The following is a 17,204-nucleotide window of genomic DNA, read 5'->3' as shown; positions in this document are numbered from 1 at the left end:
CGCCATCAGAGATGTGTATAAGAGACAGGAAGTGGGCCGTCCAATCGAGGAGTCGGCGTGCCTCGTCGGCAGTGGGACCGACGGCTCGAGGGGCGAGCGCGGGGTTCGACAGGTTACCGTGACCGGCGTAGCCGCCGACGAACCCGATATCGTGGTTCGCTTCGACGACGCTCATCGCCGTCTCGTCGTAGCGGTTGAGCGGGTACGCGAAGTACCTCGCGCCGTCGTCGAACCCGTTGTCCTCGAGCCACTCGATGGCCCCCTGAATCTGGTCGCGCTGGGCCGACTCGGTCGCCTCGGAGAGGTCGGCGGCGGTCGTCCCCTGGCTGCCGATCGTCCAGCCCTCGCTCTGGAGAGTCTCGAGGTGGCCGCGGCTGAGATAGCCGCTGCCGCCGACGTAGTCCGTGGGAACGAACGCCGTCGCGGGGAAGTCGTGGTCCGAGAGCATCGGACGCGCCCGCGTATAGACGGACTCGTCGCCCGCGAACTGGAGGAGGACTTTGCCCGTCTCCGGGCGGGAGACGAAACGGAGGTCGTCCACCCACATCGTCACCGACCGGTCCTCGCCCGCCCAGGCGGAGATCTTGACGTGTTTGATCGAACTCAGGTCCGGCTCGCCGTGGGTGTCCACCACCGAGAGGTCGTGGTGTGTGAGGGGGAGTCCGGGCTTGAGGTCACACTGGAGGAGCAGCCGGTTGCCGTCGGTGTCGCTGAGTTGGACGACCGGATCGATGTCGTCCTCGGTGGCAAAGGCTAGCGCGGGAAACTCCGTCGAGAGGTCCCGCGGCGAGTCGAATCGGCGTTTGATCATCACTCGCTGCTGGGACCGGTCGGCCGTCATGCGTCCGGACTGGTCGCCGGCATACGATCGCTGCGCGTCCAGTTCCAGCGACCCGTCCATCACTTCCCACATCGAGAGATCGTCGAACTGGTCGAACGAGCCGGGGTCCTCGTCGATCGTGTCGGACGAGTCCTCGGAGTCGTCGCCGTCGGTTTCGTTCGACTCGTCGGCGGATTCCGAATCGCTCAGGGCAGAACAGCCACCGAGCGTCGCTGCGGCGGCCGTTACCAGATACGCTCGTCGTTTCATTCCGCTCGAGGACAGTTCGAGTAGGGTCATTGTTATGCTGCTGTTGGCGATAGGCGGTCGAACGGTAGCTGGTGCATATCGCCCGACACAGGGAGGAACGGGAGCCGCCCCCGCGAGCGCGGTCACGATAAGCATAACTCGAGTCCACTCGAAGGGCCTCTATGACCGATCCGGACGCGTTCGTCGACACCGTCAGCGAAGACAACCAGACCGCGCTCTCGCGACTCGGCTCCTCGAAATCGCTGTACGCCGACACCGGCGGCGAGATCGAGACGGAGCCGGTCCTCGAAGCCACCGCCGACGCCGAGTACGCCGCCTGGCAGACGTTCCGCGAGTGGGCCGACGACGAGGCGGACGACGACGCACGCGCGGCGTTCGAAACGACGGCCGCGGAGGAACAGGCTCACTACGAGACCGTCGACGACGAACTCGCGGACGACAGCTACGAGCCCGACGACGTGCCCGCGCTCCACGAGTACCTGCGCGATCAGACGGACACCGTCGCCCGCGTCGGCGCACTCGTCGGCCGCATCCTCGCGAGCCAGCGCTCGAAGGACCAGGTGGTCGGCTACTTCGTCGGCGACGCCGACCCCCAGACCGCGAGCCTGTTCCGCGGCTTCGGCGAAGACCTAGACGACCAACTCGAGCGCGCGACGAGCCTCCTCGAGACGGTCTGTGAGAGCGACGCGGACTGGGACCGCGCCGAGGAAGCCGCCACGGGATCGATCCAGGCCGCCTACGACGAGTACGTCGAGACGCTCGAAGGAATGGGCGCGAACCCGAAGCCCGTCTGTTGAGCACCTGCGCTACGTGACACCCCTGATGCGGTAACGAACGTCCGCCGCCGCGCTTCAGACGCCCTCGAGCGTCGAGCGGAACTCGGTGATCGCCTCGAGCGCGTCGTCGATCTCCTCCGCGACATCGCCGCCCTCGTCGCCCGCGATATCCTTCAGGATGTGCTCGTGGCGCGCGAGTTGGCCGTGGTCGGGACCGTGCTCGGCCGTGGCGTAGTCCTCGAACTTGGCCGCCTGGTTCTGAAGCCGTTCTCGTGTCTCGTCATCGGACGCGGCCGTCGCCGCCGCCGCGATCGACTCGGCCGCGCTCTCGAGTTCGGTGCGAGCCATAGCTCACGTTTCTCCCGGTGGGTACTAAAACGGTGACAGTACGTTTCGGGCCGCTGGAAAGACCGGCCGGCTGACGTGATGACGGCCGGTCGGGGCCGCGGCGTTAGCGGAGCCGTTCGATTCGGTCCGCCAGCGCGAGGTCGGCGACGACATCGCCGGTGAGACCGTAGACGGCGTCGCGGAAGGCCGTCTGGTAGCTTCCCGGTCCCGACTGGTCCATCTCGGCCGCGCGCTCGCCCGCGATGCCGAACGCGAGCGTGGCGTGGACGGCGGCCTCACTCGGGTCCTCGAGCGCGCCGCCGAAGGTCCCGATGGTTGCGGCGAGCATGCAGCCGGTGCCGACGACCTCGCCGAGCAGTTCGTGGCCGGCAGTGAGTCGGACCGCCCCGTCGGCATCGGCGACGATGTCGTCAACGCCGGACGCGACGACGGTCGCGCCGGTCGATTCGGCGACGGACCGGGCCGTCGCCTCGATCTCCGCGTAATCGCCGATGGATTCGACGCCTTTCACGTCCGCCTCGACGCCGGCGAGCGCGCTGATTTCGCCGTAGTTGCCCTTGATCGCGGCGAACTCGATCTCCGAGAGGAGGCTCTCGGCGACCGCGTCGCGCGAGGGCGTCGAGCCCACGCCGACGGGATCGAGGACGACCGGAATCCCGCGCTCGTTGGCCGTCCGACCGGCCTGGTGCATGGCCTCGACGCGGCCGTCGGGTACCTGGCCGATGTTGAGCACGACCGCGCGCGCGGCCGCTGCCATCTCGCCGGCGTCCCCGAAGGAGTCGGCCATCACCGGCAGCCCGCCCCAGTGGAGAGTCAGGTTCGCCACGTCGTTGATCGTCACCGTGTTCGTCAGGTGCTGGACGAGCGGTTCCATCTCTCGGACCGTCCGGACCGACTCCGCGAGATCGGCGGCGGCGATGTCAGTAACGCTCATTCCTCTCGCCCTCCGTCTCCGGTTCCCTTCGACCTTTCGACGGCGGCAGCGAGCGTTTCGGTTGCAGCTTGCGGATCCGGGGCCGCCGTAATCTCGCTGATGACGGCCACGCCGGCCGCGCCCGCCTCGACGACCGGCCCAGCATTGTCGGTCGTGATCCCGCCGATCCCGACGACCGGAATCGAGACCGCGTCGGCGATCGCGGCGATCCGCTCCGGGCCGATCCCGTCTTTCCGCTCGTCGACATCCTTGGACGAGGTGCCGTAGACCGCCCCGACACCGAGGTAGTCCGCCCCCGCGGCCTCCGCCTCCCGGGCCTCGGCGACCGTCGACGTCGAACAGCCAACGATCGCGTCCGGACCGAGCAGGTCGCGGGCGACCGCGACCGACAGGTCGGATTGGCCGACGTGGACGCCGTCGGCGTCGATCGCCCGTGCGATATCGACCCGATCGTTGACGATCAGGTCGACGCCCGCCGCGGCCGTGAGCTCGCGTGCCTCGAGGCCGAACTCGTACCGGGATCGGGCGCTCACATCCTTCTCGCGAAGCTGTACGGCGTCGATCCCGCCGTCGATGGCCGCCCGGACGATGTCGGGCGTCGACCGATCGCCCGAGAGCGACGCCTGCGTGACGAGATAGGTTTGCCAGTTCGAGGGATTCACGGCAGATACCAGTCGGTAGTAGCACTAATCGGCTTCGGTCGATATCACGGAGTGTCCGTTCCAGCCGCCCCACCGGCGAGAGAACGGCCGACGTTCTTCCCCCGTCCCGCTGTGGTCTCGCTATGGCGTTCGACCACGACCGCGTGACGACGGTTACGTTCGATTCCTACAGTACGCTCGTCGACGTCGATGCGACCGCAGCCGCACTCGCCGACCACGCCGCTGTCGACGACGCTGCCCCCGTTTCCCGGACCTGGCGCGAGCGGTCGATGCAGTACACGCTCGTCGCGAACCACCTCGAGTCCGACGAGACGTTCTACGAGATCAACCGCGACGCGCTCGCCTACGCCCTCGCGGCTCACGGGATCGACCTCCCCGCCGCTGAGCGCGAGGACATCCTCGAGGTCTACCACGAACTCGAGGTCTTCGACGACGTACGGGAGAGCGTCGAACGGATACACGAAGCCGGCTACGACACGTACATCCTCTCGAACGGCACTCCCGAGATGCTCGAGTCGATGGTCGACCACGCCGGCATCGGCGACCTCATCGTCGATACCATCAGCGCGGACGAACTCGAGACGTTCAAACCGGACGTGGACCTCTACCGCCACGCCGCCGGGCGGACGGGGACGCCGCTCGACGAACTCGTCCACGTCTCGGCGCTGTGGTTCGACGTGCAGGGCGCGATCCACGCGGGCACGCAGGGCGTCTGGCTCGACCGGACGGAGACCCCCTGGGATCCCTTCGGCGACGAACCGGATCTGATCGCCACGGGGCTCGCCGAGCTAGCGGATCGACTGGAGCGGTGAGCGGCCGACGGCTCGAGTCAGGTCAGGCCAGTTCGAGCGAGTCCGCGCCCGTCCGGATGAGGGTATCCCAGTCATCGTCCGCACGAACCGCCGGGAACGGGCGCGGGCGTTCGGGCGAGTCCGTTTTCTCGGCGAGCGCTCGCTGCCACCAGGCCACGTCCTGCCACTCGGCTTGCGTGTAGCCGATCGCCGGGAAGTCGACCAGGCGCTCGAACCCCATCCGCTCGTGGAACCGCTCGGTTTCGGGGTTCGGCACCGTCGTCACGGCGTAGCCGTCACGGATTCCCTGCCGCTCGAGGACGGCAAAGAGCGACTCGTAGAGCGCCCGCCCCACACCCATTCGGCGGGCCGAGTCGGCGACGTAGACCGAGAGTTCGACGACCCACTCGTAGGCCCGGCGCTTTCGGAGCGGTCCCGCGTAGGCGTAGCCCACGATGTCGTCGTCGACCTCGCAGACGAGCCACGGATGGCGCTCGAGCGTCGACGCGATCCTGTCGGCCAGCTCGGTCTCGGAGGGAGTGGTTTCTTCGAAGGTAATCGCCGTCGACTCGCAGAACGGGGCGTAGATGTCGCGAACCGCAGCCGCGTCCTCACGAGTCGCAACGCGAATCGGGTCGTCGGATACCATGAGTGTGGTTCCCGTGCGCTCGAAATAAGCCCGCCGAAACGACGTCGGATCAGCTCCCGGTAATCGCAAGCCCCAGATATCGGATGCAGGGAGTGAAACGCTGCGTACTGCAGCGTCTGCGTCTCTCCCGGCGTCTCGCTCTCTCGAGTCGACCGTCACGACGCGAGGTCGAACGCTGATCGATGGCTGCCCTGCTCGGTATCTATCGGCTCCGCAGTCGGTCCGATCATCGCCATCACGGGCGTGGGCTACGACCTCACCACGGTCAAAGAGATCGATCCGGAACCGCTGCACACGGCCGTCGTCTACGTGCTGGCATCCGCGCTGGTCTTTCACAGCCTCACCGTCACGAAACTCGAGGCAAGCATCCAACTGAGATCACGGTCGACCGCCGACTCGCTCCGAAAAATAGCGAATCCGACGGGAAAATCAGCGCGATCGAAATGCGACCGTGTCCGAATCCGCTCAGTGACCGAAGTCGTGGGGGTTCAGTTCGGTGCCGTAGTTCTCGGCGTGGTCCGTGTACTCGATGAACCGCGGCGCGTCGGGATCGAAGGGCCGCTCTAAGCTCTCGAAGGCCTTCTTCTTGTCCCAGCCCTGGAGTTTACCGACTGCCGACTTGTCCTCTAAGTCGTGGTAGTCAAGTTTTGGCTCGGTCAGCTCCCACGCCTTCATCCCCTGCTCGGTTCGGATGATAACGCTCGAGTAGTCGTCGCTCGAGCCGACGGAACCGACGGTGATGTCCGAACAGAAGCCGGTGAAATCGGCGCACTCGTCACAGCCCTTGAGCGCGGCGTCGTGGAAGTTCTCGATGTCCTCCTCGACGATCATCTCGCCGTCGTGGTCGTAGACCATCATCTTGCCCTCGAGGACGTCCATCTTGCCGATCTCCGACGGCGAGATGCCGCGTTGCTCCTCGAGTTGCTCGCCCATGAGGCTGTGGTAGTTGAAGTTCTTCGTACACATCAGCGCGATCGTGTAGTCCACAGCCCGAATCCCCTCGTTCTGGGCCTGGTAGTCCCACTCGAAATCCTGCAGGGCGCGGATGCCCTCGATCTCACAGGGCGTGCCGACGATAGCCAGCGAGAGGTCATCCCAGTCTTTGTCAGGGAGCTTGTGCTCCCACCGTTCGAGGTCGAGGTTGCCAAGCGCCAGCGTCTGGTTGTAGACGGTGCCGGCGTTCGCGATGAGTTCCTCGGTCGTCGTCGCGAGGTAGCTCTCGGCCTTCCAGGCCTCCTCGTCGCTCTCGGTGGCGATGAGCGCGCCGTCGATCTCGCCCTCCTCGAGCAGCGTCGCGAGGACGCCGGTGACGACCCCGCCGTCCTGTGCCGCGTCGGTCCAGTCGTCATCGACCTTTGCGGAGAACTCCGTGATCGGGTCGCCCGCGCCCGTGACGTTGTCCTCGCCGCCGGTGATCTTCCACTGGCGCTCGTAGCGCATGCCGCCGCGGGGACAGAAGTCCCAACACAGCGAACAGCCCGTACACATCTTGACCAGTTCCGGCAGGCCGTCGTCGCCGACCCCGATCGAGTCCGACGGACAGGCGGCGACACAGGTCCCACACTGGATACAGCGGCCCTCGTCGATGACCGCCTCGTCCAGTTCCATGAACCAGGTCTTCTCGTCGGGCGTTTCGATGTCGTTCATCCGCGACCGGATCGCGTACGCCGGCGTCTCCAGATCGACGCCCTCGGGAACTCCGACGCGGGTGTCGGGGGCGTCGTCGTAGACATCCTGACTGACACCCTCGGCGGGCTCGGTGAACTCGAGGTCGCCGAGATCTCCCATCTCGTCGACGTTGGCGACGCCCGCTCCGTCCGTCGCGACAGGCTGGTCCGCCGCCGTCTCCGCCTGCGGTTGCTCGCCGCAGGTGCAGGCGTTCGGCGAGCAGCGTTCGTCTTCACGCCCACCACCTGGCGTGATGGCACCCGCTCGAGCGTGGTCCGTCTTCTCTCGGGACCGGGACGCGCCACCCTCGGCGTCGGGAACGACGACGGCGTCGTCATCGTCGTCCGATTCGGGAACGTGGGGGAAGCGGCGTTCGTCGTCGCGGCTTGCGGCTTCGCCGCTCGCTCGCTTCTTCGAGGACTCACTGTGTTCGTCCTCGCTATCAGTCCCCATGAGCAACACCTCGTGCGACCGGCGCGTCCGCGTCTTGCATGATCGACCGCAGTTCGTCGTTGTCGACGCCGCGACACCACTCGTAGAACGTCTCGCCGTCGTCGCGATCCGCGGAATAGGCCTCGAACAGCTGCTCGAGCGCCGGGATCACGGAGTCGGCGGGGACGGCGCTTTCGACCCAGTCGAGGAACTCGTTGTCCGCACCGAGCGAGCCGCCGAGCCCGAAGTCCATCCCTTCGACGATGTCGTCGCCGTCTTCGTCCTCGAGTTTGACGGTCTCGCCCCGGAACCCGATGTCGGCGATCTGTGGCTGAGCACACGACGCGGAACAGCCGGACATGTGCATCCGGATGGCTTCGATGTCGTCGGGGATGTCGATGCGGTCGTCGAGTTCGCGAGCCCAGCGCTTGGTTCGCTTTTTCGTCTCGATGATGGCGTAGTTACAGAACTCGTTGCCCGTACAGCCGACTGCGCCCCGCGAGAACGGCCCTGGATCGGGGCTGTACTCTCGAGCGAACGGTTCGGCCAGCAGGTCGTCGACGTTCTCGTCGGGGATGTGGGTGATGAGGAAGTTCTGGTCGGTCGCGAGGCGGACGGAGGCGTCCTCGGTCCCGTACGTCTCGGCGGCGCGGGCCGCCGCGGCGAACTCGTCGCCGCCCATGCGGCCGGCGATGACGTTGAAGCCGACGTAGTTGAGGCCGTCCTGTTTCTGCTCGTGGACGCCGACGTGGTCGCCCTGGTAACCGACAGTGAGGTTCTCGCCGCCGGTCGGAAGGGCGACGGTACAGCGGTCGCGGACGGCTTCCTCGAACGTCTCGGGCCCCAACTGTTCGACGAGGTACCGCATGCGGCAGACGCCGCGGTTGTTGCGGTCGCCCAGTTCCTTGAACGTCTGGGCGACGGCGCGACAGAACTCGACGGCGTCTTCGGGTCGGATGAAGACATCGAGCTCCGATCCCATCCGTGGCCCGTCGGAGAGCCCGCCGCCGACGCGGGCGTGGAAGCCGTAGAGGTGTTCGCCATCGATCGCTTTCTTCGCGGGGACGAGACCGACGTCGTTGATCTGGGATTGTGCGCAGTCGTGGGCACAGCCGGTGATCGTGATCTTGAACTTCCGGGGGAGGTTGGCGTACTCGCGGTTCTCGGTGAAGAAGTCGGAGACGGCCTCGATGACCGGTTGAGCGTTGAAACACTCGTGGTCGTCGAGCCCGGCCGCGGGGCAACCGAGGACGTTCCGGGCCGAGTCACCGCAGCCCTGGACCGTCGTCAGGCCGACCTCGTCGTAGCGGTCCCACATCTCGGGCACGTCCTCGACACGGATCCAGTGTTTCTGGATGTCCTGTCGGGTCGTGATGTCGAGGTAGGCGTCGCCCCAGAGTTCGTTCTGTTCCTCGCCGCCGTACTCCTCGGGAGCGACCGCGAGGTCGTCGGTGACCTCGCCGATAACTTCGGCCTGTGCCGGCGTGAGCTTCCCGCCCGGCACCTTGGTCCGGATCATGAAGTAGCCCTCCTGCTTCTGGGCGTACATGCCGGCCCACTTCAGACGCTCCCACTCGCCGCCGCCGGCGCGTTCTTCGATTTCCTCGAAGGAGAGTTCCGCGTCGGCGTAGTCGTAGACATCGTCAACGACATCCAGCGGGTGTTTCTCCTGTTTGTGTTGTTCGACTGTATTCACGCGACCCACCTCGTCGTTCGTCCGGCGACAGAAGTACCGACGCGTCCCGCAGCACGGGTATTCGTTTTGAAGACCATCGTTTAGCGAGTAATACCATCCCACGACTATACACCCGCGTAACTCGGCGAATCATGACGTGGATCGCTTTCACCGGCAAGTGTTGCACCCTCGGACGATCGCTGTCGACGGTACCGAACGGAAACCGACGACAGCGCGCCACAACGCGCCAGCCGGCGTCGCTCCCAGCGCGGGCGCGTCGGTGATCGCGGCAATCATCCCCGGTACCGTGTAACTCGGCCACGCGTCCCGGCCGGCATCTACTCGATGCCCGATCAGTCGAAACAGGCGACGAGCGTTCCCTGAGTCCGCGGGTCGGGGTCGAACGACAACTCCTCGGCGACGCCGTCGTATCGCGCCCGGAGCAGGACGCGCTCGTCGAGATAGTAAACAACGCGGACATCCCATTCGGTGCGTTGGTCCGCGAACGACTGGCGCGTCCCCTTCGTCAGGTCGTAGCGAATCGCCACCAAGACGGCATCCTCGGGTCCCGATGGATCGATCGGTGCCGTCCGAGACGCCGTCCGGTGAAGCGTGACGGTCCGCGCCAGCGACCCGTACCGGGCGAGAAACGCGTTCCGTCGATACGCCCGCTCGAACTCGGTGACGTACCGGCTCACACCGTACACCGACGACGATCGTGAGCCGGCCGCCGGATTGCGGTCCCCGCCGGCGGTCGCCTCCGACGGGGGTGCCGGATACGGCAGCGACTCGAGCACGTCCGCACTATCGGGCCGATCGGGCTCGGGACGCTCGACATCGCTGCAGTCGTACCGATCCGCGGGAACGATGCCGGACTCGAGCGAGGGGGCAGTCACGCCGCTCGGGTCGGACTCGAACCCGCCCGTGGCGACCGCCGCGGTCGTCGCGATCGACGCGAGAACCGTTCGTCGAGAGGGAGGGCGGCTCATACACCAACGTCTCAAACGGATAATAAGTGTCTTCTGAAATGCCAACGCGCTAACCAGACGGCGATCGCGCGACGCGACGCTTACGCGTCGTCGTCGGCGAGCAGGCGGTCGACCATCTCGTCGGGGTCAAACCGCTCTAGGTCGTCGTAGCCCTGTCCGACGCCCAGGAACAGGATCGGTTTGCCGGTCACATGAGCGATCGAAATCGCCGCGCCGCCGTTGGAGTCAGCATCGGCTTTCGTCAGGATCGCGCCGTCGATCTCCGCGGCCTCGTTGAACTCGCGGGCGCGGTTGACCGCGTCCTGCCCGGCGACGGCCTCGTCGACGAACAGCGTCATATCCGGATCGACGACACGGCCGATCTTCTCGAGTTGGTCCATCAGGCCCTCGTCGGTGTGGAGTCGACCCGCCGTATCGCCCAGGACGACGTCGATGTCGTTTGCCTCGGCGTACTCGACGGCGTCGTACAGCACCGCCGCGGGATCGCCGCCCTGTTCGTGGCTGATACACTTCGTGTCTAAGGCGTCGGCGTGTTCCTGGATCTGCTCGTTGGCCCCAGCGCGGTAGGTGTCGCCGTTTGCCATCACGGACGAATAGCCGCGGTCCTCGAAATAGCGGCTCAGTTTGGCGATCGAAGTGGTCTTCCCGACGCCGTTGACGCCGGTGAAGATGATGGTGATCGGCTTGTCCGCGGCTGCGATGCGCTCGTCGAAGTCGAACTGACCGACGCTGATCACGTCGTAAATGGCGTTGTACAACGCCTCCTCGACGACCTCGCCAGTCGAGGTCGTGAAGGTGCGGGTCTCGCCGACCAGTTCGTCGCGGATATTGTCGAGGATTTCCTCGGCGACGCCCATCTCGACGTCGCTCGAGAGCAGGGCCATCTCGAGTTCGTGTAGCGGATCCTCGAGATCCTCCTCCTCGATGACGAACTTCCCCTTGACGAGGGATTTGGCCTTCGTCCCGAATCCCGTGGCGTTGCCACCGGTCTCGGCGTCATCGCTCTCGGCATCGGCGTCGTCGGTGGTTGGCTCGGCCTCGTCGGGAGCCGGTTCGGCCTCACCGGCCGCCGCAGCGTCCGGGTCTTCGTCGGCGGCCGCCGTCTCGGTCGGCCCCGCGTCAGGCGTCGCTTCAGCGGTCCGCTCCTCCTCGGAAGCCGCCTCGTCTGCCTCCGAATCGGCGTCGGACGACCCCGTAAAGAGGGATCTAGCTCGGGCACCGAGACCCGTCCGGCCGTCGTCGTCGTCGGCATCGTCCGAGTCGTCCGCCTCGGATGGGTTCGTCTCAGACGCCGCCGTCTCGGCCGGCGCTTCGCCGGGAGCGGCCTCGTCGACGCCCGACTCGGGGTCGGCGGACTCGGACGAATCGGGCTCGGATTCGGTCGCCGACTCCCGGTCGACGGCGTCGGCCGCGTCCGCACCGGCGGACTCCGTCGTCGCCGCGGGTTCGGCTGTCGCGTCCGACGCCGCGCCGGCATCCTCCGGTTCCGAATCCGGCTCCACCGCGGCGGTCGCCTGCTCGGCGTCCGCCGGTTCGGTGGTCGTATCGGTCGCTTCCGCGTCCGTCGACTCCGAATCGTCCACCTCGGTTTCTTCGTCCTCGAGTTCGTCTTCGTCGACCGTCTCGACGTTCTCTTCGGCGGCCTCTTCGGCGTCTTTCCGGAAGCTACCGAGCTTATCCTTCAGGTTATCGAACATGAATGCTGGGAGTCCCTACGCCGCGTTATTCGTCGGGCTGTCCCTGGCCCATGCCCTGCATCTGCTGTTGCATCGCCTGCTGTTGGAGCTGCTGGGCCTGCTGTTCGAGTTCGTCGCTCTCGGTCTCGAGTTCCGCGATCTCTTCGTTGAGGTCGTCGATCTGGTCGTCGAGGTGCTCTTTCTTGTTCTCGAGCGTGTCGACGGCGTCGTCCTCCTCGAACTCCGCGGCGTAGTCGGCTCCGAGGTCGACGATCACTTCGTCGATGTTCTCGATGGTCGTGCGCAGGTAGGCACCGCCGCCGAGCGGCATCTGCACGGTCGACCCCGTCTCGAGGGTATCGAGGGCCTCGATTGCCTCGTCGACCTCGGTTTTCTCCTGCTGGACGGCCTCGACGTTCGTCCGGAGGGTCTCGATCTGTTCTTCGATCTCCTGCAGTTCCTGGGACAGTTGCTGAAGTTGCTGCTGACTCATTGCTGGGCTACCTCCTCGAGTTCGATTTCGCTCCGTTTCAGCCCGTGCTGGCTCCCGAGCTGGGTGTAGGTGTGTTCGCGAGCGACGTTCTCGTTCTCGGCGTCGATGGTCGTCTCGAACTCCGCGAATCCGTCGCGGCTCTTGAACCGGCCACTGACCGTAAATTGACTCATACCCATTCCTCCGGCAGGCAGTCGGAAGAATCTTCCCTTCCCTTTCGAGCGGGCGCAACCGCCGGCAACGGCACTGAGAGCGGCCAGCGCGCGCCGATCTCCCGACGAGCGGAGGGTCAACGATTTTAACCCGCGAGCCTGAAGCCGCCGACATGAGCGATCTCGACGCCGACGAGTTACTGCCCAGCGAGCGAATGCGAACACAGGCCCTCGAAGGGGACGTCACCCAGATCCATCGCGGCCACCGGTACGCCGACGAAGGGGACACGTTCGCGATCGACGGGACGACGTTCGAGGTCACCGCCGTCCGCGAGCGAACGCTCGGGGCACTGAGCGACGAGGACGCACAGGCCGAAGGGATGGACGACCTCGAGGGGTACCGGCGGCTGCTCGAGCGCGTCCACGAGAACTTCGAGTGGGACGGCGACAGCGACGTCGTGTTACATCGGTTCGAGCGTCGGTGAGCGGCTTCCGTTCGGTCACAGCGGACGGGCGAGAATGCGAGGGCGCGATCGCCCGCGGATACGGGCACGAGGACGGCGACCGAGACCACACGGTCGGCGATGAAGAACACGTCCTGCCGGCGCAGCACAGGTGTAGACGAGTCGATCGCGAGCACAGCGAGCCGCCGGGCGGGGAAACAAACCGACGCGGCCCGCGGTGCGCCACCGGCGTCGGTCGCGGTGGCTCGAGGAGAAAGAGCGGAACGGAGAATCGAGTCGCGACGCGGCGTCAGTCCAGATAGCCCAGCGCGTCCTCGATCCGGCCAAGCTCCGGCCCGGTGGTGTCCTCGCCGACGACGTACCCGGCCTCGTTGGCGATCAGACCGGAGCCGACCAGCGGCGCGCCGTAGTTGACCGTGCCGACATCGGCCCGAACGTCCAGGGCCTCCTCGAGGACGTCGAGTTCCGCGTCGGTCGCCTTGGGATGACAGAGCACCCCGGTGTTGGTCGCGACCGCGGCGGTACCAACGGTCCGGACGCCCGCGAGGTCGCCGCGCTCGACGGGAACCTCGAGGGTATCCGAGACGATTTGCACCGCCTCGCGGGGCAGGTCCGGATGGACGTAGGCCCCGTAATCGTTCGCAAGCACGACGTTGCCGGCGGCGTTGATGCTGCCCGGCAGTTCGGCGACGGGCACGTCGACCGCCTCCTCGAGGCGCTCGCGTTCGTACTCGAGAACGCGAGCGCTGACGAGCAGGCCGTTCTCGTTACCGGTCGCTAGCGCGCCGACCGTCGAGGAACCGCCGACGGTCGTCCGAATGACCGGGACCTCGAGTTCGTCTGTCAGGTCGGCAGCAACGTCGTCGTCGACGTCGTGGCGAACGAGGACGCACGAGTCGGTCGCACGGGCGAAGACGCCGACGTAGGCCGACCCGGCGAAGGCGAGGCGTTGCAAGTTTAGTCAGCGACCTCGGCTTCGACGACGGCCGCACCCTCTTCGTCGAAGCGGGCTGCGCGAACGCGCAGCTTTCGCGGCGGGTTCGAACGGCCGTTCGACCAGACCTCCTCGTTGATCGAGGGGTCCAGACGGATGGCGTCCTCGTCGACTGCGAAGTGTTTCGCGAGGTGTTCGCGGACCAGTCGCATCGCGTAGTCGGCGGCCTCGTGGTTGGCTCCCTTCTTGACGTCTCGCAGCGGAACGGTGACGACGCGTTCCTCGAAATCACTTGCACTCATCGTTATTCGTCGGTGTCGTTACGCCGCCAGTTGCGTCGCTTCGGGTTCCGCTGGACTTCCATGTCCGTCTTCATCATAACCCAGGCCGGCACGCGGCTGTTCTGGTTCTCGAGTTTGGCAAGTCGCTTCTTCTTGCCCTTCGATTTCTTACCCATAGTAGCCGGACGTAGCCTACGCTGGCATAAAATCTTGTCCATCTTGCAGGGACCCCGATTCTGAGATCCCAGTGCGGAATGGTTGTCTTTCCTTGATCGAACGATGAATGCAGGGAATTCATCGCAACAAGACAGCTCCGATGCAGTCGTACTCGCTAGTAACGCCAGTTCCTATCGGCGAGCGACAGTCTTCGGTAGGAAAAAATACTGGACATCAATACTCGTAACCAATGACTAGGTCGATAAAACGGTCACTCGTTTTGCGGATGATCCTCTCAGTAACGTTGTTAGTCATGGCTACTACCGGGTTCGTTATCTCTATCTGGGGCGTATTCGTCGGTATTCTCCTGTTCTTTCGGGTCCCACTCTCGACCGCCATGCTACTCTCTGCCGTTCCAACGATCGTCTTACTCCTCGGAGTCGTCGTTCTCGAGTATCGCGGTCCAGCGACAATCGAACGAGCGGCAACTGCCACACCGGTACCGGTCGAGGACTACCCTGAACTCCATGCAACGGTAAATCGGGTCGCCTCGATGCTCGACATCCCAGCACCGACCATCGCGGTTTCGGACAGCCCTGCACCTGAGGCAATGGTCGTCGGTGTTCGACCAACGGCAATCCGCCTTATTCTTTCGACGGGAACGCTCAAAGCACTCGACGAAAACGAACTCGAGGCCGTTATTGCTCACGAACTCGCACACGTAAAGAACCGTGACGCGATAGTAATGACCGTTATATCGGTCCCAACAGTACTGGCGGCTGGGCTTGTCGCTCGATTCCCGGAGTTGGCAGACCGTGATCTGGTTACCGCCATCCTTCTCACGATCGTCGGTCTCGTCGGGCTGGTAATCACACAGGGGATCGTTGCCGTTTGCTCTAGGACTCGAGAACTCGCCGCAGATCGGGCCGCCGTTGAAGTTATCGGCTCGGCTGGACCGTTGGCGAGTGCTCTCCGGACGCTGGACCGGCGGATCGAAACGATGCCATCGGAGGATCTTCGAGCTGTCAATTCGGTGTCAGCGCTATCGATTCTCCCCCTCAAGTTGCGAACCGATGACGAGGAGTCAGTGACGTACTGGGATGAAGATGACAACGTCACCTCTCCGTGGTCGCTTCGAAAATCGTCCCCTCGATTTCGGTCCCAGTTCTTTCGAACGCATCCACCCACCGAAAAGAGACTTGAGCTGATTTCTGACTACGGAATGTAATGCTCGATAAAGCGATAACCAAACACGATAGAGACGTCACGAAACCTCAGAGAATCGATCTTTTGCTACGAGATCGCGAATTGCCGCTCGAGATAGCGGGTCACCGCCTCACACGTCGCCTCGCTGAGTTCGGTCGTGTAGGTCCAGGTGTCGATGCCGTCGGTGCCGTCGTGGCGGTAGAACCGGCTCCGATCGCAACAGCCGGTGCCGTGAAAGCGGGTCCCGCCACCGATCCGGTCGGGGCCGGCGTAGGCGGTCGCCATCGGTGACACCTCCAGCGTCTCTGCGTCCGTTCGTACGGCGGTCCCGAGTTCGTGATCGCAGACCGCGTCGCCGATCGCGTCGACGATATCGTCCGGGAGAAACGTGTGCATCGCCTCGTGGATCGCCATCGCTCGCGTCACCGGGCGCGAGTCCCACACCTCGGTCGCGCCGACGTTGACGACCGCTTGTGCGTCACCGGTGTCGCCGCCGTCGGCCTCGCCGGTAATCGAATGCGGTGCCAGCGTCCCGCCGTAGCCGATGCGATAATTCAGCGGCGACCACTCGAGGAGGACGTGACAGCAGCGCCCAGTGAGCGCGTTTCGGGACCGTATGCGGTCGCGAAACCGTTCGAGAAGGCACCGCAGCGACGGGAGCACGGCGTCGATCGAGAGCGGTATCGATGCGGGCGGGAATCGGATCGGAGCGCCGCGCTCGACGCGTATGTCGACGCTCTCGAGCCGAGAGCGGTCGCGGGCGTAGGCGAGGACCTGATCGAACGCCTCCTCGATGGCCGCCAGCGCGTCTCGGAGTGGCGTCGGCCAGTCGCGACGCAGGTCGTCGAGTCCGTACCGCACCCGGGCGGGGAACGGGACGCGCCCGGGGTAGACGCGAACGCGAACGAGTCCGTCGCGGCTGCGATCGGCCGCCATCGTGGTCTTCGATGGACCGGTCGAGGCGGCCAGGGCCGCGCCGCCGAGTGCAACGAGTGCCTCTCGGCGCGTAACGTGCCATCGGCTGTGCGAACCGCCCGACGAGCGTTCGTCGAGTCCGGGTCCCATCGTCTCGCGGGCAGTATGCGAGACCGGACCTTGAGACCACCGTCCGTAGTGCCTGACTACAGCCGGCCGAGACACGATACGCACCTCCTACGGCGACAGCCGCTGTTCCGGACCGGGATACCAGCGGCGGCACTCGCCACTGCGCAGTTCCGGGGCTCGAGGCTCACTCGAGCGGGACGGATTCGACTGTGGAGTAGACCGGCCCCGCATCCGTGAGCGTGCTCTCTGTCAGGCGGATTTCGTCGATGCGAGCCTCGCCGATCGTCGGCTCGCGTTCCCGGACGAGGTCCTGTACACGGTCCTTACCGCCGGCGTGTTGCATCCGGGCGAGCGTGACGTGTGGCGTGAACTCGTGGTCTTCGGGATCGAACCCCATCGCCGTCGTCCGATCCTCGATGGCCTCGTGGAGCCGCGTGAGTTCCTCGCCGCCCGCTTCGACGCCCAGCCAGACGACGCTGATGTAGTCGAGACTCGGGAAGACCCCCAACCCGCCGTAGCGCACCGTGAAGGGGTCGACATCGGCGTCGTCGACCGCGGCGGACAGCGCCCGCTCGAGGGGAGGGAGTCGGTCCTCGGCAGTCTCGCCGAGGAACTTCAGCGTGAGATGGGCTTGCTCGGGATCGGTGAAAGCGAGCCCGCTGGCGTCGGCGAACTCGGCTTGCAGGTCGGCGACCGGGTCCGCGAGGTCGTCAGGAAGGTCGACGCTGACGAACAGTCGCATAGTCGAACCCTCGCGGGCGGCACACTCAAGACTGACGGCGAC

20 protein-coding genes are annotated in these 17,204 nt (G+C 65.5%); 4 read left to right on the top strand and 16 right to left on the bottom strand.

What is annotated here, in order from left to right:
* Positions 1-1,090: polysaccharide deacetylase family protein (locus tag C486_RS11905; protein WP_008456417.1), on the bottom strand; the 1,090-nt coding region annotated here is incomplete at its 3' end.
* A 161-nt stretch (positions 1,091-1,251) separates the two neighbouring features.
* Here C486_RS11905 and C486_RS11900 point away from each other — a divergent pair.
* The gene (locus tag C486_RS11900) at positions 1,252-1,887 is read left to right on the top strand and encodes a hypothetical protein (protein ID WP_008456415.1); all 636 of its coding nucleotides are present in this window, start codon (positions 1,252-1,254) and stop codon (positions 1,885-1,887) included.
* A gap of 54 nt (positions 1,888-1,941) precedes the next feature.
* Here the strand turns inward: C486_RS11900 and C486_RS11895 are convergent, their stop codons facing one another.
* The 3 genes from C486_RS11895 to thiE all read right to left on the bottom strand — a co-directional run bounded on the left by C486_RS11895 (position 1,942) and on the right by thiE (position 3,810).
* The gene (locus tag C486_RS11895; protein WP_008456413.1) at positions 1,942-2,214 is read right to left on the bottom strand and encodes a DUF7553 family protein; all 273 of its coding nucleotides are present in this window, start codon (positions 2,212-2,214) and stop codon (positions 1,942-1,944) included.
* 103 nt (positions 2,215-2,317) lie between these two features.
* Positions 2,318-3,148: a hydroxyethylthiazole kinase gene (gene thiM / locus C486_RS11890; protein WP_008456410.1), complete on the bottom strand. Its 831-nt coding sequence runs from the start codon at positions 3,146-3,148 to the stop codon at positions 2,318-2,320.
* Complete coding sequence (gene thiE / locus C486_RS11885) at positions 3,145-3,810, bottom strand: thiamine phosphate synthase (RefSeq protein WP_008456408.1); 666 nt, start codon at positions 3,808-3,810, stop codon at positions 3,145-3,147. Before thiE ends, thiM begins: the two co-directional genes overlap by 4 nt.
* Before the next feature lie 122 nt (positions 3,811-3,932).
* On the opposite strand from thiE, the gene C486_RS11880 reads away from it, so the two are divergent.
* On the top strand, positions 3,933-4,622 hold the full coding sequence (locus tag C486_RS11880; protein WP_008456406.1) for a haloacid dehalogenase type II: 690 nt from the start codon (positions 3,933-3,935) through the stop codon (positions 4,620-4,622).
* Positions 4,623-4,644: 22 nt separating this feature from the next.
* Here C486_RS11880 and C486_RS11875 read toward each other — a convergent pair whose 3' ends face one another.
* From C486_RS11875 to rpl18a, 7 genes are all read right to left on the bottom strand, one after another.
* Entirely contained in the window at positions 4,645-5,250 is a 606-nt protein-coding gene (locus C486_RS11875) for a GNAT family N-acetyltransferase (protein WP_008456404.1), read from the bottom strand.
* A gap of 465 nt (positions 5,251-5,715) precedes the next feature.
* Positions 5,716-7,371, bottom strand: coding sequence for a Coenzyme F420 hydrogenase/dehydrogenase, beta subunit C-terminal domain (locus tag C486_RS11870; protein WP_008456401.1), 1,656 nt, complete (start codon positions 7,369-7,371; stop codon positions 5,716-5,718).
* Positions 7,361-9,046: a nitrite/sulfite reductase gene (locus C486_RS11865; RefSeq protein WP_008456399.1), complete on the bottom strand. Its 1,686-nt coding sequence runs from the start codon at positions 9,044-9,046 to the stop codon at positions 7,361-7,363. Before C486_RS11865 ends, C486_RS11870 begins: the two co-directional genes overlap by 11 nt.
* A gap of 332 nt (positions 9,047-9,378) precedes the next feature.
* Positions 9,379-10,014: a hypothetical protein gene (locus C486_RS11860; RefSeq protein WP_008456397.1), complete on the bottom strand. Its 636-nt coding sequence runs from the start codon at positions 10,012-10,014 to the stop codon at positions 9,379-9,381.
* An 80-nt stretch (positions 10,015-10,094) separates the two neighbouring features.
* Positions 10,095-11,711, bottom strand: coding sequence for a signal recognition particle-docking protein FtsY (gene ftsY / locus C486_RS11855; RefSeq protein ID WP_008456395.1), 1,617 nt, complete (start codon positions 11,709-11,711; stop codon positions 10,095-10,097).
* Between the two features lie 25 nt (positions 11,712-11,736).
* The gene (pfdA, locus tag C486_RS11850) at positions 11,737-12,183 is read right to left on the bottom strand and encodes a prefoldin subunit alpha (protein ID WP_008456394.1); all 447 of its coding nucleotides are present in this window, start codon (positions 12,181-12,183) and stop codon (positions 11,737-11,739) included.
* Positions 12,180-12,356, bottom strand: a complete 177-nt coding sequence (rpl18a, locus tag C486_RS11845; protein ID WP_014862763.1) for a 50S ribosomal protein L18Ae — start codon at positions 12,354-12,356, stop codon at positions 12,180-12,182. Before rpl18a ends, pfdA begins: the two co-directional genes overlap by 4 nt.
* A gap of 152 nt (positions 12,357-12,508) precedes the next feature.
* Here rpl18a and C486_RS11840 point away from each other — a divergent pair, with 152 nt between their 5' ends.
* Entirely contained in the window at positions 12,509-12,820 is a 312-nt protein-coding gene (locus tag C486_RS11840) for a hypothetical protein (RefSeq protein WP_008456392.1), read from the top strand.
* Positions 12,821-13,088: 268 nt separating this feature from the next.
* On the opposite strand, the gene C486_RS11835 is transcribed toward C486_RS11840, so the two are convergent.
* Genes C486_RS11835 through C486_RS11825 form a run of 3 tightly spaced genes read right to left on the bottom strand, consistent with a single transcriptional unit; the run spans position 13,089 to position 14,190 of the window.
* Positions 13,089-13,754, bottom strand: coding sequence for a translation initiation factor IF-6 (locus C486_RS11835; RefSeq protein WP_008456389.1), 666 nt, complete (start codon positions 13,752-13,754; stop codon positions 13,089-13,091).
* A gap of 2 nt (positions 13,755-13,756) precedes the next feature.
* Complete coding sequence (locus C486_RS11830; RefSeq protein ID WP_008456387.1) at positions 13,757-14,035, bottom strand: 50S ribosomal protein L31e; 279 nt, start codon at positions 14,033-14,035, stop codon at positions 13,757-13,759.
* A 2-nt stretch (positions 14,036-14,037) separates the two neighbouring features.
* Entirely contained in the window at positions 14,038-14,190 is a 153-nt protein-coding gene (locus C486_RS11825; protein ID WP_004267621.1) for a 50S ribosomal protein L39e, read from the bottom strand.
* A gap of 266 nt (positions 14,191-14,456) precedes the next feature.
* Here C486_RS11825 and C486_RS11820 point away from each other — a divergent pair, with 266 nt between their 5' ends.
* Positions 14,457-15,398, top strand: coding sequence for a M48 family metallopeptidase (locus tag C486_RS11820; protein WP_338042900.1), 942 nt, complete (start codon positions 14,457-14,459; stop codon positions 15,396-15,398).
* A gap of 65 nt (positions 15,399-15,463) precedes the next feature.
* Here C486_RS11820 and C486_RS11815 read toward each other — a convergent pair whose 3' ends face one another.
* Entirely contained in the window at positions 15,464-16,441 is a 978-nt protein-coding gene (locus C486_RS11815) for a hypothetical protein (RefSeq protein WP_008456367.1), read from the bottom strand.
* 163 nt (positions 16,442-16,604) lie between these two features.
* Positions 16,605-17,162, bottom strand: a complete 558-nt coding sequence (gene thpR, locus C486_RS11810) for an RNA 2',3'-cyclic phosphodiesterase (protein ID WP_008456363.1) — start codon at positions 17,160-17,162, stop codon at positions 16,605-16,607.
* Positions 17,163-17,204: the final 42 nt, after the last annotated feature.

The organism is Natrinema gari JCM 14663, assembly GCF_000337175.1.
GTDB classification, from domain to species: Archaea; Halobacteriota; Halobacteria; order Halobacteriales; family Natrialbaceae; genus Natrinema; species Natrinema gari.
The sequence above is the reverse complement of the archived record's forward strand: the minus strand, read 5'-3'. Positions and strand labels throughout refer to the sequence as shown.

Bases quoted from the DNA above. Each gene is read 5' to 3' on its own strand.
- C486_RS11895 (WP_008456413.1), bottom strand. From the start codon at position 2,214: ATGGCTCGCACCGAACTCGAGAGCGCGGCCGAGTCGATCGCGGCGGCG.
- C486_RS11870 (WP_008456401.1), bottom strand. From the start codon at position 7,371: ATGGGGACTGATAGCGAGGACGAACACAGTGAGTCCTCGAAGAAGCGA.
- C486_RS11900 (WP_008456415.1), top strand. From the start codon at position 1,252: ATGACCGATCCGGACGCGTTCGTCGACACCGTCAGCGAAGACAACCAG.
- C486_RS11875 (WP_008456404.1), bottom strand. From the start codon at position 5,250: ATGGTATCCGACGACCCGATTCGCGTTGCGACTCGTGAGGACGCGGCT.
- ftsY (WP_008456395.1), bottom strand. From the start codon at position 11,711: ATGTTCGATAACCTGAAGGATAAGCTCGGTAGCTTCCGGAAAGACGCC.
- C486_RS11860 (WP_008456397.1), bottom strand. From the start codon at position 10,014: ATGAGCCGCCCTCCCTCTCGACGAACGGTTCTCGCGTCGATCGCGACG.
- thpR (WP_008456363.1), bottom strand. From the start codon at position 17,162: ATGCGACTGTTCGTCAGCGTCGACCTTCCTGACGACCTCGCGGACCCG.
- C486_RS11830 (WP_008456387.1), bottom strand. From the start codon at position 14,035: ATGAGTGCAAGTGATTTCGAGGAACGCGTCGTCACCGTTCCGCTGCGA.
- C486_RS11840 (WP_008456392.1), top strand. From the start codon at position 12,509: ATGAGCGATCTCGACGCCGACGAGTTACTGCCCAGCGAGCGAATGCGA.
- C486_RS11815 (WP_008456367.1), bottom strand. From the start codon at position 16,441: ATGGGACCCGGACTCGACGAACGCTCGTCGGGCGGTTCGCACAGCCGA.
- pfdA (WP_008456394.1), bottom strand. From the start codon at position 12,183: ATGAGTCAGCAGCAACTTCAGCAACTGTCCCAGGAACTGCAGGAGATC.
- C486_RS11880 (WP_008456406.1), top strand. From the start codon at position 3,933: ATGGCGTTCGACCACGACCGCGTGACGACGGTTACGTTCGATTCCTAC.
- thiM (WP_008456410.1), bottom strand. From the start codon at position 3,148: ATGAGCGTTACTGACATCGCCGCCGCCGATCTCGCGGAGTCGGTCCGG.
- C486_RS11820 (WP_338042900.1), top strand. From the start codon at position 14,457: ATGATCCTCTCAGTAACGTTGTTAGTCATGGCTACTACCGGGTTCGTT.
- rpl18a (WP_014862763.1), bottom strand. From the start codon at position 12,356: ATGAGTCAATTTACGGTCAGTGGCCGGTTCAAGAGCCGCGACGGATTC.
- C486_RS11825 (WP_004267621.1), bottom strand. From the start codon at position 14,190: ATGGGTAAGAAATCGAAGGGCAAGAAGAAGCGACTTGCCAAACTCGAG.